This window comes from Proteocatella sp. QWL-06 (assembly GCF_058684135.1).
In genome coordinates this window covers 389,214-403,320 of record NZ_CM178755.1, presented here as the reverse complement: position 1 = coordinate 403,320, position 14,107 = coordinate 389,214, and the positions used below count along the sequence as shown (strand labels likewise).

Here is a 14,107-nt window from a genome sequence, read left to right as displayed (position 1 = left end):
CTTTATATATTAAGCCTCTACTTCGTAGATTTCTGCTCTCTTCTTGCTCTTTGGAAGAACCTGCTCGTTATCTTCAAGCTCTATCTTCATTCCGTAAGCTTTTTCAATCATCTCAACGTTGTTAAGCTTAACGTTTGGATTCCATTTTCTTTCTGCAGCCTTAACTTCTTCTCCTGCCATTACAGTCTTAAGCATTGCAACTGCTCTTATAGCATCTTCTGGAGAAAGTGTGTTGTTTGCAAGTATCTCGTTCTCGATACCCTGCTTAGACTTGTTGTTGTCTATCATGTTCTTCATGTACTCGTTACCAACAACTAGAGCTCCCTGAACTGCTGAGTAAGATACTCCTACTACTGCAACTCCTCTTGATCCTATTTGCTCGTGGTGAGAAGCGAAGTCTATGTGGTTGTTTCCGAATCCTTCAGTTGTTATGATAGCTCCATCAACGTCCATAGCCTCTACCATCATTCCAAGTCTGTTAGATACATAGAACTTCTCTGAGTTAACCTGTGGAGATCCTACGAATATTACTCCGCAAAGGTCAAGCTCTTCGTCCTGCATAGCCTTTAGAACTAGTGGCTCTCTGAAGTAGTGTCTTGAACACTCTTTAGAAGCTGGTCCTATACAAGTAAGTGCATGGATTCCTCCGTCAAGAACCTCAAGTGGTGAAAGAACTACTGGAAGGTTTCCAAGGTCAACGTTTGGCTTAGCTCCAAGTGTTCCAACTGGCTCAACTGGAAGGATAAGGTTGTCGTGCATTGCTCCCTGTCCCATGATTTCTTTTACTACTACTACTTTTTTCTTTCCAGGTCTTCTCTTCTGAACGAATGTCTCTTCGTTTACACATAGAGTCTCGTCAAGTGCTTTAAGCGCTTTTCTGATTTCGTCAGTTATGAAGTCAGATGCCTTGTGAGCTGCAAGTGGTCCTGGTCTTTCCATGTTAGTGTGTGCTTTTATAACTACTTCTGTCTTTATGAAGATTTCGCCTTTGTCTGGTGCTCCCGGTCTTCCCCACATGATATTTCTGTCAAGTGGTCCTTCTGAAGATCCGAACTCTCCGATTTGAACTCCGCCTTCGTCTGTTCCTGTTACCATCATGATAACACCGTCAAGTACTCTTGTTATTCCTGATCCAAGCTCGCCTTCTTCTTTAGTAGCGATTGGCTGAACGTCCATTATAGTCTCTGAATGAGTGTCATATTTGTCTGGAGTGATTATTTCAACTTTTAGAGAAACTACAAGGTCTTCTGAATCTACTGCTTCTTTTTCGATTCCTTCTCTGATGTATAGTGTTGTTCCTTCGATCTTAGTCTCTGGTCCAAACTCAACCTTCTCTATTTTGAAGTGTTTTCTTGTAAGGCTTCTTAAAACCTTCTCTTCTGCTGCTGCCGCTACTGCTGCTGGAGCTTCAACGATTGCTGCTGCTGGTGCTGCTGCAACTGCTGGTGCTACTCCCATCTGAGCTGCTACGCCAAGAGGTATCTCAAGATCTATGTTCTTTCCTTCACCTATGTGGATTCTTACTGCTCCACCGTTTGATGCTGGCATTACTGGAGCTGCAACTGGAGCTGCAACTGGAGCTGCTTCAACTGCCTCTACTTTTTTCTCTTCTGCTGCTGGAGCTGCTATTCCTTCTACCACCTCTGCTGTAAGTGGTGTAAGAGCATCAACTGTCTTAGTTAATTTTGCTCCTAATACTTGCTCGATTGTTAGACAATCATCTGATATATTAAGAAGTCCTGAGTCCTGTAAATCAGCAAATATAGCTGGGTCTTCAAGGTTTGATACTTCAATAACAGTTCCTGCTTCAAATCTACAGCAAGAAACTGCAGGGTCTTTAGCATGAGCCTTAGCTGTTTCTAAAGTTATTGACATTACACGTTCCTCCTTTTTGGATTGAAAATTTTTTGTTAATTTATATAAAAAAGAAATTCAGCATTAGCTTTTCTTTTTTCTATACAATCTGTGTCCACCTGCTCTTAATGTGTGGTCTGTACTGTGATATACGGCAATTCCTAACCTAGGCGCCACTTGCATAACTGTGTTAGTTCAGTCCTCACAGGTGCCGATGATTATTGCCTCTGCACCTTGTTTCCTAAGCTCAAGTACCTTTTCTGCCTGTCCCGGACAAATTCCAGGAAGCGTGCAGCGGAATCTTCCGTTGATTTCTTCCATTCTCTTGCACTTTACTGAAGCAACTACGGTTCCTCCCATAGCCTCTGCAAGCTCTGTAAGTCTTTCCTTCTGAGCTCCGCATTCACATTCGATCATTCCGAATTTTCTGTGGTCCTCAGGGAATGGCACTGCTACAAGTATTCCACCAAGTGTCTTAACTATTCTTGCAGACTCTTCGCCATGCTTTCCTGTGAAAGGTCCTCCAAGAACTATTTCGCCATGAGGCTCAACATATCCGCCTGACTGATCGATGTAGTGCTTGATTTCCATGCCCAGCGGAACTTCTCTGTAAACGGAAGGTTTAGCAACTCTGCCGCCTACTGTGATGTCCTTAGTTATAACTGGCATCTTCTTCTCGATTGCATAAGTAACGTTCTTAAGTGTCTCAACGTTGCTTATTATAGCATTCGCTTCACTTGGAAGTGCTCCAAGCGGAAGCTCAACTCCAAGAAGCTCTCTAACGATTACTCTCTCATCTCCTGCAGGATACATGTCAGAAAGGAATTTAACCTCTACTCCTTCTACGTTCTTGCATGCCTTTGCAACAGATATCATAGCTTTCTGATGCTTTGGCTTTATTGCGATGTAACCATGAGTTGCTCCTGTGATTTCCATCACATATTTGATACCTCTTACTACAAGCTCCGGCTCATTTTCAAGCAGATGCATGTTGTGTGCAAGCAGTGGCTCACATTCAGCAGCATTTGCAAGTATATATCCGCCTTCAAGCTTTGCCTTGAATTTTACGTGTGCAGGGAAACCTGCTCCACCGGCACCAACGATTCCGGCTTCTTCTATAAGTGACAAGTGATCTTCTGATGTAAGTCTCACGTAATCATCCATGTTGATTTCGCCGACAGCTTCAATAGCTATTTCGTTTTCGTTAATTTCAACTATCTTTCCATTAGCGCTGGCATGAATGTTCGCTCCGAGTCCAGCCGGCTTTGCGATAAGCTGTCCACGCTTTACTTCATCGCCAACCTGAACAACAGGCGTGCACGGTGCACCTACATGCTGTCTTAACGGTAAAACTAACTTCATAGCTCCCACCTCCTGTTAAATTATTTTTTCATATAGAATTTCATACATCGTCTGTATTGATATTGATTTTATTGATGATTCTATTTGATTTCTTTATAACAATTATATGATAAATATTTATTTAACGCAAGTGTTTGTTTTTCGACACAAAAAGCCTATGCATTTTTAACAATAGCCTCTAGTCATTGAAAATAGAGAGTTTTAAAATCGTATTTTAGCTTTGCAGGAATTGTCCTTTTTTCGACATAGTCGAATATTAGACACCTTTGTTTTTCCTGGTTTTTTTGGTTTTCTTTTCGCTCTTCTCTTTTATGCCATAAAGGTCTATCTTATATATGAGAGTTGTGCGAGGTATATTAAGCATTCTGGCTGCTTCTGATTTGTTCCAGTTAGACTTGTGCATAACATTTTCTATTATGTCCTTTTCAAACTCCCCGACGCTCTTTGCGAGGTCATTTACCTGCAGATTCGCTCTCGCATAGCTCTTTACACTTTCCTTTATGGATATCGGAAGCATGTCTGTGGTTATAGTCTTCCCTCCGCTCATTACAACTACATGCTCTATTATGTTCTGAAGCTCTCTTATGTTCCCCTTCCAGCTGTACTGCATGAGTATGTCTACGACTTCCGGGTCGAGCTTTGGTATCTCCAGGTTGTATTTTTCGCACATTTCCTTCATGAAGAGGTCTGCAAGCAGCGGGATATCTGATTTTCTCTCTCTAAGAGGCGGAACTGTAAGCTCTATGACGTTGAGGCTGTAATAAAGCTCCTCAAGAAATACACCTGTCTCTGTCATTTTCTCTATATTCTTGTTTGTGCCGCTTATTATCCTTACGTTTATCTTTATGTGCTTTCCATCGCTGGCCCTTACTATTTCATTTTTCTGAAGCAGATTGAGCAGCTTGGCCTGCATGCTTAATGGCATTTCTGTTATCTCTCCCAGAAATATCGTTCCCTGGTCCACTATTTCAAACAGCCCCGGTATATTTTTGCCTGTTCTGGTATCTGTGCTTCCAAAAAATTCACTTTCGAATATCTCATTTGGTATCGCGCCGCAGTTGACATGGACAAACGGCCCCTTCCTCTGACTCATCTCATGTATCCTTCTTGCCAGCGCCTTTTTTCCTACTCCATTCTCTCCAAGTATCATCAGCGGAGTATCTGTCCTTGCAACCTTGGCGGCCTTGTACATAAGGTCTTCCATCTGAATGCTGTTTCCTGCTATCATGGTATTTTTGTTCATTTCAGCTTTTCTCTGAATTTCAAGATAGTTGATTTTGTCTTTGAGCTTGTCCACCTGTCTGGTCAGACGGTCTATCTCACTGAGGTCCTTGTCGACGCACAGCGCTCCTACTTTTTCTCCATCTATATATATTATTTTGGCATTTACCAGTATGTTGCATCCGGTCCTTGTCGACTGGTATATATTCTCCATGTCTTCGCCTGATTCGAGCACCTTCATTATAACGGTATCCTTCAGCACTGAATCCATTCTCTTTCCTATAAGTTCTTCTTTTGTTACATCATATATCTTTTCTGATTTTTCGTTCCATACATGCACTATGCCGTCGTTATCAACTATGCAGATGGCTTCGTCTATGACGTCAAGTATGAAATCTCTGGCAGCCGTGTCTAGAAACACCTCAAACTTCTTATTCATTAAATCCCTCCGAGATTCTTAAATTGATTTCTCTTTCTGGGACAATTATAACATAAAACGGAGATATTTGATGGATTTATGATGAATTGAAAATGATTCTAACTGCTTCGTACCGTGCTGTGATACTTGAACTTTCCGCTACTGACCTGCATAACAACTACATCCTTGAGTGCATCTCCGTTTTCATCAAAGGATATTGTGCCTGTGGCTCCTCTGAAATCTGAAGTGGAGGCTATCTCATCTCTCAGCTTTTTGCCGTCTTCTGCAGTGCCTGCCCTTTTTATGGCTTCTATTATTATCCTGTAGGAATCATATCCGAGAGCTGAAAGCGACAGAGGCTCACGGCCGTATTTTTTCTTATACCTGTATATGAATCTTCTTGAGGTCCAGCTTACAGGTTTTTCTGAGGAAAAGGATGTAGTGAGCATAGAGCCTTCCACAGCTTCTCCTCCAAGGCTAAGGAATTCATGAGTTTCCCATGTGTCTCCTCCAAGGAACTGCGATCTTATTCCCATTCTTTTTGCCTGCCTTATGAGCATAGCCGACTGCGTAAAGCCTCCCGGTGCAAATATAACATCAGGCTTAAGTTCATATATCTTTTCAAGTATTGAGGTAAAGTCTGTTTCGCTACTCTCATATCCTGCTTCATAGATTATTCCTGAGCTGCTTCCTGCAAGCTCCGTGAACTCCTTTTTAAAGAATGCTGCCAGCCCCTGTGAGTACTCACTGCCTTTTTCGTATAAGATTACCGCGGTAGCCGCCTCAAGCTCTTCGTGAGCCATCTCTGCCAGTACCTTTCCCTGGAAGGAATCCAGGAAGCTCGCTCTGAAGTAATATTCATTTTCCGCGGTTACCTCAGGATTGGTAGCCGATGGAGCTATGGCCGGTATGCCTGCGCTGCTGAAGGACTTCCCTGCTGAAATCGAGAGACTCGATCCCCATGATCCAATAACCGCAGATACGCCATATTCGCTTACCAGTCTGTCTGCCAGCCTCTTTGATTTTTCTCTGTCTGACTCATTATCCGCAATTACGAGCTGCACCTTTCTTCCGAGCACCTCTGGAAACATCTCGTTAGCAAGTTTTATGCCTTCAAGCTCCAGCCTTCCTCCATCTTCAGCTGCTCCGCTGAGAGGCTCGAGCACTCCTATCTTTATTACCTCAGGTTCTGACTGCTCGTCCTCGAGCTGTGAAATTGAACAGCCGCCAAGCACAAGCACTGCCGAAAGGAGCAGAGCCGTCAGTTTTATGTATGTCTTCATTATTTACCCCCGATATTCATTTCTTCTTGATATGGTGTTCCAGCTGGTGTAAACTGAATGTATATAATTCAACTGGAGGACAAAATTTCATGCATAACACTATAGAATCTTTATTCCCAACCACGATAAGGTTAAACAGGCAAAAAAATGATTTTGACAGATTCGTCCTGCCATTGTCTCTCGCTCTGGCCGGGGCATATTTTGCATATTCATATTTAATGCTCGATATGAGCGCGTTTTCAGCTATAGCTGCTTCTCTCGAAAAAGCCGTGCTTTCATATATGACTTATCTCATAATGATAGAGCTTTCTCCCGACAGCATAAACATGTACCTGCCGTCATTTCTTATTACAGGGCTTGCCATAGTCCCGCTGAGAGAAGTTCACATCATGACTACCGTATTCTTTCTTTTTACCTTAAGGCTGCTTACAAAAAGCAGCGGTTACAGATCCTCTTCGGTCGAGCTGGCTTTCATGACGGTTTTTACGGTGCTTGAATATTTCCTGTCACCTTTCATATATCCTCTGTTCTTTGGAAGCGCACTGCTTCTTGACTACAGATTCAAACCCGATGACAGGAGAAACATGCCTTTCATAGCAGTATCCTTTTTCATGGCCCTGCTTTGGCTGTTCAGGGGCTTTGGAGTCATGACTTCCTCGCTGGATCCATTTTCCACGCTAATGGTCTGCCTGACTGCGATAGCTTATATACTCAGGCTTTCGCTCCTCAAGAGCATCCTTACGATGAATGACCTCCGTACCGGCCTGATAAGCCCAAGGAGAGTCAAAGCCGCGGCTCTGCTTCTCCTTATTTCACTTATCATACTTGCCGTAGGTCATGCGATGGTCTTTGAATTCCTTAATCTGTGGGTCATGACAGCATGTATCAGCTTTCCTTTCCTTAAGGATATAAGGCGTGTCATAAACGGTTAGATGCCCTGGCTCTACATCTTTGTGCTCGTGCCTCTGCTGAGCCAGTATATATACGTTTCTCTTACCCTTGCTCCATATATGCTTTCGAGGGCATTTCTGTAGAGTTCTAGCTGAGACCTGTATTTTTCCGGGTCCGGAATTTCATCGGTCTTGTAGTCAATAAGGATAATTTCATCATCTTCAAAGAAAAAGCAGTCAATTATGCCTTCTGCTATAATATCTTCATGGCGCATGAGAAACTGCTTTTCTCTGTACACTCTTCCTGATTCTATCATCCTCCTGCCTGTCTCGCTCTCAAAAAATCCGGATACCGCTGCCACATCCGCTGCCTCCGCCTCTTCCTCGGTAAGGATTTCTCTCTCCACCATTTTCTTTATTTCCTGAGATACTGATTCAGTGCTGTGAGGCCTTATGCTTATCTTCTCCATTATCATGTGAACGATTGTTCCTATCTCGGTTCTTGAGAACAGTCTTTTATCCTGCATGAACACAGGCATCCTGTTTATCTTTATTTCTTCGCCCGCATACGGAGTTTCTTCCTTAATATATGATTTAGTGATTTCAGTAACTGACCTCTTTCCAGGAGTCAAAGTGTCCGATATATGCTCATACCTGAACCCGGACCTTCTTTCAAATTCTGCAAGCATTGCCGCATCTATGTCTCCGGGTGCATATATCTTCTCTCTGAGCTCTTCAAGTCCACGATCTTTCTTCAACCCTGTTTTTTCGAATTCCTCAGCTCTGTATATGCTGATCTTATATTTAAATCCCGAATCAAAAATCTCGTCTTCTGAAAGCACGTCCTGATTCCTGCTCCTCAGCACAGTGCCTGAGGCATCTCTGACTAGCACGCTGCATATCCACGACAGATAGTTCTTGTGCTTTCTTATATTGCCATCTATATCTCCCTTCATTGTCTTCGTTATGAATTTATCTGCGTCTGCAACCACGCCTGTCATGTAAAGCCTGTCCACGGCTCTTGTGAGAGCTACATACAGTATCCTTATCTCTTCAGATATGTTTTCAAGGCTCTTTTTCATTTTTATCTGGTTTCTCGGTATCGAATCAGACTGTATGTTCTCCTCGGAATTCCTGTACTTCATTCCTATTCCCAGTCTGTTGTGAAGGATTATGTCTGATTTCAAATCGGCTTCATTTATTCGCTTTCCAAGGTCACACAGGAACACAGTATTGAATTCAAGACCTTTGCTCTTGTGCACAGACATTACAGTTACTGCATCTTCAGAATCTGTAAGCATGCTTTTTTCCGGGCTGTCTCCCTTTTCCCTCAGGATTCGGTCGACCTGCCTCAGAAATCCGAAAAGCCCCATTGATTCGCTCTCTTCATACTCGCCAGCCTTTTCTATGAAACTCCTTATGTTCATCATTCGCTGCCTGCCGTCAGCCATTCCAGAAACATAGGCGGCATAATCGGATGTTTCCACCACATACCATATGAAATCCGGAAGACGCCACATCTTTTCGAAAATCCTCAGGGTGTCTATCTGGGAGAAAAACTCCTTAAGCCGCTCCGCCGTGTAATCATGCTTTTCACGGCTGTAATGCTGAACTGCGCTGTAAAACGATTCATCCGGATATGACGTCCTTATCTTTATGAGCTCCTCAGATTCAAATCCTCCAAATGCTGAGCTCATGGATCCTATGAGCGCTTCATCCTGATTACGGTTGTCTATTATCCTGAGATAGTCAAGAAGGCATTTTATCTCCACCCTGTCATAGCTTGAACTCCTGAAGTCCACATAACACGGTATATTGAATCTGTTCAGCACTTTTTCGAACAGTTTTGCCTTGTTTTTAGGCGATCTCATGAGTATGGCAATATCTTTATATCTGACCTTTCCAGAAGATACAAGTCTGGATATTTTCTGTGCACAGTAAATTGCCTCGAGCTCATCCATGTCTGCTGCTGTATCTTCCTCGGCAGAGGAGTCCTCGTCGTCTTCGTTTTCTACCTTTTCAGAGCTGGCTGATGATGAGGGATTTCTTTCTATTATAGCCAGCTCTATGTTATCGTAATAGTCCTGCGAATCTCTGCCGGCAACCAGCTGATGAGACTCATCACTGTAATCCACCTCTCCAAGTTCCTCGCTCATTATTCTGCTGAATATGAGGTTGCAGAAATCAAGGATTTCCTTCCTGCTCCTGAAATTTTTCGAAAGATCTATCTTCTCCGATGAAGTGCTCCGTCCTCCCGCGTAATCTCTGTATCTGTCATTGAAGAGTGTAGGATCTGAAAGCCTGAATCTGTATATCGACTGTTTTACGTCTCCTACGAAAAACAGGTTGTTGTCTCTTTTTACCGCATTTATTATTGTTTCCTGCACGAGATTGCTGTCTTGATATTCATCGAAGAATATATAGCTGTATTTATTCTGAAGACTCTGCCTTACCCCGTCATCTTCAAGCACCTTGAGTGCAAGATGCTCCAGATCCGAAAAATCCACTACTCCATGCTCTTTCTTGAGCTCAGTGAACTCGTCATCGAATTCGAGCACGAGCTCTGTAAGGCTTGTTACATGCCTGTGCATATACGATATGTCGTCTATGAGCTGTATCATGCCTGCATCCGAAAACACCTTGGAGAGGCTCTGCACTTCTTCCTTTATTCCATTTTTTCTTATGTCTTTTATGCGATCCAGCACCGCCTGATCATATCCGCACTGCTCCGCACTCTTTTTGCTCACGGTCTTGAGCCTGCTCTGTCTGAAATCAGTTATTCTGTCGTGGTACTGAACCCAGTCTTCAGACTCGAGGCTCTGTAATATTTCGGATATAAGGATCTTGTCATCCTCAATATTTTCAATATATGGGACTGGATTCTGATATCTGCTGCACAGCCTGATTGCCTTTTCGCACTGCCCGAGAGCTCTTTCCAGCTGCAATCGGCCCTGAGCCTTCATTTCTGCTGCCCATATGCTTTCAGAAAATGCCCTGAGCTTTTTTTCTTCGCTCTCATGAGGCTCTGCAAGCTGATAGCTTAGCACCTGGTTCTTCAGCCACTCTTGTGGATATGGCTGCGCCTGTATGAACCTGTGTACCTGCATCATCTGATCGAGAAGGCCCCTGTCGCTTTTTGCTCCTCCAAAGGCATCTACAAGGCTTAGAAATCCTTGATCCTCATTCTCATACATTTTCTCGAAGGTGTTTTCTGCAGCCCGGTTCTTTAAAATCAGAGACAGCGATTCGCTGGCTATCTTGAATGCAGGGTCTATTCCGGCAATCTGAAAGTTCTGTCTCAGTATTTCTATGCAGAATGAATGCACCGTGCTTATAGAGGCTCTCGTGATATTTTTTATCTGCTTTTTTAGAAATGCCGCCTTTTCTCTGTCTTTCTCGCTGAGCGCCTCGCCTGACCTCATAAGCTCACTTAATCTGCTCTGGAGCTTTTTCTGTATCCTGTCTTTCATTTCTTTGGCTGCAGCATTTGTAAAGGTCACTATCAGCATTGAGTCTATATCCTTATGGTCATATTCGAGAAGGTTCAGTATGCGCTCAACGAGCACTGCGGTTTTTCCTGATCCTGCCGCTGCCGAGACCAGTATGTTTGTATCTCTTAAGTCTATGGCTCTTTGCTGAGCGCCTGTCCATCTGTTACTCATCTGCCTTCACCTCCCCCAGTTTCTTTATTACCTCTTCGTTGCTGTACTGAGGTATCTTTTTGTACATGTCCGATTCGAGCTCTTCATCAAACCTGCATATAGAGCTGTATCTGCAGTAATCGCATGCCTTGCTGCCTGTTTTTTGAATTATCACAGGGCTTGGCTCTATCACTCCTGATATCATTTCTTCAAGATATTCGCTTATCCGCTTTTCTACTCTTGATATCAGGGCATCAAATTCCTCAAGCTCAAGCATGTGCTCCTTACGGCTTCGGCCCTTTGTCTTTATGGAGGTATCCTCATCCTTCCCGTTTATCGCTTCTATTATCTTGATATCATGCAGCACAATGCCGTCCATTTTCATCTGAGCTCTTATGAGCTCCTCTATCTTCTGGCGGTCTCTGCTCTGTGTGTTTATTACAGGGTTTATGACCGGGAAATAGAATACTCCGGCAGGATATGTCTCATTCTTTATGAAGGCGCTGCTCTGCATTGCCGCGCTCAGATATACTATTAGCTGTATGTCAAGCCCATTGTAAGCATCGGAAAGACTGAATGCCTTGCTCCTGGTCTTGTAATCTATTATTTTTATGAATTTCCTTTCGCCGTCTTCGAGAACGTCTACCCTGTCAATCGTGCCTTCAAGGACTATAGTCTCTCCATCTATCTCAAATATGAGTGGGGGAATCTCGCTGCCTTGTGCAAAGCGCTCTTCCTGATACATGAGCTCGAATCTGCCCGCCCTCAGCTGCTCTACACAGCTGTAGCCGGCCATGAATGCTGTCTTTTTGAGTTTTCCGAGTATATGCTGGTTCCGCTTTTCCCTGAGGTCGTGTTCCTTGAATAGCTCCTGCGCGGATCTTTCGAATATCTCTCCTATGACTCGGTCTGATTCTTCCCTTGTAATCGTTCCTATTTCCGGAAGGTTTTCCTTGAGTTTTGCTATAAATTCTTCTACCGTCATATGGAGAACCTGCCCCATTTCCGCAGGATCGATCTCGTATACTTTTCTCTGCCTGGCTTTGAGTCCGTATTTTATGAAATGGCTGAATGGACATCGCGCAAAGCTGTCTATTCTGGTGGTGCTTACCTTAAGCGGAGACCTGTATAGCTCTGATGCGAGCTCTCTGCCCACTGGCGGCCTGGTATTGTCATAGAATATTCCTGCCATTGCTGCATCAACTCTTTTTCTGTGCTTTCTGTCCCTTAGATAATATCTCAGAAGCTCAAGCCATATTTCATCAGGCTCCTCTCCATACGCATAGCGCTTTATCTCTCCTGCCATTATAGATATGGTAGGCCCCGGAACGGTTATATAATACTTCGCATCGAGGTCTCTCGCTGTCTTTATCCTGATTCCCGGATATATCAGGCACGCCTGGTTCATTATACTTGATGGTATGGCGCTTCCACTCCCTGTATCTGCAGCATAGCTCATATGAAGCATATGAGAAGGCTTTGTAATGAGATTGTATATGAGAAGCGCTTCGTTGCTGTCTGTATGCTCCTGATTTGACGGAAGTACTATCCCCTGAGCTGCGAGAAGGTCTTTTTCTTCTTTTGAAAGCAGTCCGCTTTCCTTTGATACTCTTGGCATGCCTGTACTGTCAGCTCCAAGAACATAGACTGTCTTTTTGTCCATGCTCCTGCTCCTCTCTATGTCCCCTATCACTACCTGATCTTTTGAAGGAGGTATAACTGCCAGCTGATGGCTTGCGATTCCCTGTTCCAGAATTTCACGATAATATGAAAATTCTATCTTTTCATCCCCAAGAAGCTCCACGCTCTGATCTGCTATCCTGAGAAATACGTTCCATATCTGTCCGTTTTCATTTGCTTCATCATGATACTCTTCTTTCTTAAGCGTTTCGACAAACTCCTGAAGCTTTTCAGGCAGCCTGAGCTCAAAGAGGATCTCGAATATCTTCTCTGCAAACTCCTTTGCTGTAAGCTTCTTTGATGAGATATCCCTCAGTGGGCCAAATACGGAGCAGATATAGTTTCTTACGACTGCTACGGCTGTTTTTTCTTCTTCATCCTCATAAAAATACTCAGGCTCGAAATAGCGGTCTTCAAAGAACATGTCTCCCTTGAACTTCCTCTTTATTACGTGGTTCTCGAATATGTTGGCCTCGTCTTCGCCTATGCCGCTGAACCCGTTCTTAAGGAAAAGGAGAAGATCTTCCATCCTGAACCTGCTGTCCAGGAGATTGAGCACTGATATTATGGTCTTTATGACAGGACTTGACATTATGCTTCTTTTCTCGTCTATAAAGAATGGAATCTCGTATTCCTTGAAAATCAGCTTTATGCCAGTGTTGTATCTCTGCGGATCGCATGGTATTACCATTATATCCCTGTATCTGTAACCCTTGTCCATTATATTGTGAATTATATCTGCGGCTGTACGCCTTATTTCTTCATCTATATTATGCGCATGGTATATATCTATGCTGGAGGGAGCTTCTGGCCTGGATTCCACGACGGTACTGAATATGTTGTCTCCAAGGTGCCTTATCTCTTCATTCTCACATTCTCCCTGGTCTATTATTTCAATCTCATGCCTCACTCCGCACTCTTCGCACATGTCAGTGAGCTTTTTCAAGGTTTTTCTTGTTATGGCAAATGTTTCATCTGCATCGTCGCCTGCAGTGCCAAAATCTGTATTCAGGAAGATTTCCATATCAAGTCCGGATCTGAGCATATTCCTGATGACCTGATTTTCAATCTCCGTGAAGCTGAAAAAACTGTAGAAATACAGCCTGGTACCTTCGAGATGAGTCATTTCGCGTATGTCTGAAAGCTGCCCTATGCGGTCCTCGTTATCTATGTACTTGCCGCTTAGAGAAGCCTCGAATTTCTGATATATCATGGCCAGTTCGCTGAGCTTCTGGGACATGAGTATATTGGAGTTATTCTGCTCAGACGCCTCCATGAGCTGTGCCGGATTTATCATGGTTCTTTTAAACTCTGACATGAGCCTTACCAGAGAAGCCACAAATCCTTCCTTATCAATGCTTCCTCTGTACAGAGAAAGTCCTGAGCCGTCACTCTGGAATATCCGCTTGACCGCCATCGCCTTTCCTATGTCATCTATATACTTTCTCTTGAGCCCCCCAGATTCAGAAAGGGCTTCCATGGCAAGCCTGTTGAAGCTCATTATCCTTATATCCATTACCGCCTGCGCATCAATGGCCTCCATGAGCTTTATTTCATTCTGAAGCGTGAACTGCTCAGGAACCATTATATATGCTCTTCTGTTTTCTCTGTGGTCTCCTGCTGCTCTCTCAAAAACTCGCTTTTCTATATCTCTTACATATCTCGATGTTGATATCTTAAGCATTTGACACCTCCGATTCTGCTTATTATCTACAATTATACAGTAGAGTCGATGCAAAGTGGACATTTTTTTAAAAA

The 14,107-nt window shown here is 43.5% G+C and carries 7 protein-coding genes; 1 reads left to right on the top strand and 6 read right to left on the bottom strand.

Features of this window, described 5'->3' with window-relative positions:
• Positions 1-9: 9 nt before the first annotated feature.
• The 4 genes from prdA to AC4PGZ_RS01870 all read right to left on the bottom strand — a co-directional run bounded on the left by prdA (position 10) and on the right by AC4PGZ_RS01870 (position 6,138).
• Positions 10-1,875, bottom strand: a complete 1,866-nt coding sequence (prdA, locus tag AC4PGZ_RS01885; protein WP_492159398.1) for a D-proline reductase (dithiol) proprotein PrdA — start codon at positions 1,873-1,875, stop codon at positions 10-12.
• A gap of 63 nt (positions 1,876-1,938) precedes the next feature.
• Entirely contained in the window at positions 1,939-3,216 is a 1,278-nt protein-coding gene (prdC, locus tag AC4PGZ_RS01880) for a proline reductase-associated electron transfer protein PrdC (RefSeq protein WP_492159397.1), read from the bottom strand.
• Between the two features lie 256 nt (positions 3,217-3,472).
• Entirely contained in the window at positions 3,473-4,876 is a 1,404-nt protein-coding gene (locus tag AC4PGZ_RS01875) for a sigma-54 interaction domain-containing protein (protein WP_492159396.1), read from the bottom strand.
• 98 nt (positions 4,877-4,974) lie between these two features.
• Positions 4,975-6,138, bottom strand: coding sequence for an ABC transporter substrate-binding protein (locus AC4PGZ_RS01870; RefSeq protein ID WP_492159395.1), 1,164 nt, complete (start codon positions 6,136-6,138; stop codon positions 4,975-4,977).
• An 89-nt stretch (positions 6,139-6,227) separates the two neighbouring features.
• Here AC4PGZ_RS01870 and AC4PGZ_RS01865 point away from each other — a divergent pair, with 89 nt between their 5' ends.
• Positions 6,228-7,070, top strand: coding sequence for a hypothetical protein (locus tag AC4PGZ_RS01865; RefSeq protein WP_492159394.1), 843 nt, complete (start codon positions 6,228-6,230; stop codon positions 7,068-7,070).
• An 11-nt stretch (positions 7,071-7,081) separates the two neighbouring features.
• Here the strand turns inward: AC4PGZ_RS01865 and addA are convergent, their stop codons facing one another.
• Together addA and AC4PGZ_RS01855 are read right to left on the bottom strand one after the other, a co-directional pair.
• Positions 7,082-10,690 carry a helicase-exonuclease AddAB subunit AddA gene (gene addA / locus AC4PGZ_RS01860; protein ID WP_492159393.1) on the bottom strand — a complete coding sequence of 1,203 codons (3,609 nt, stop codon included), beginning with the start codon at positions 10,688-10,690 and terminating at the stop codon, positions 7,082-7,084.
• Positions 10,683-14,033, bottom strand: a complete 3,351-nt coding sequence (locus AC4PGZ_RS01855; RefSeq protein ID WP_492159392.1) for a PD-(D/E)XK nuclease family protein — start codon at positions 14,031-14,033, stop codon at positions 10,683-10,685. Before AC4PGZ_RS01855 ends, addA begins: the two co-directional genes overlap by 8 nt.
• Between the last annotated feature and the right edge of the window lie 74 nt (positions 14,034-14,107).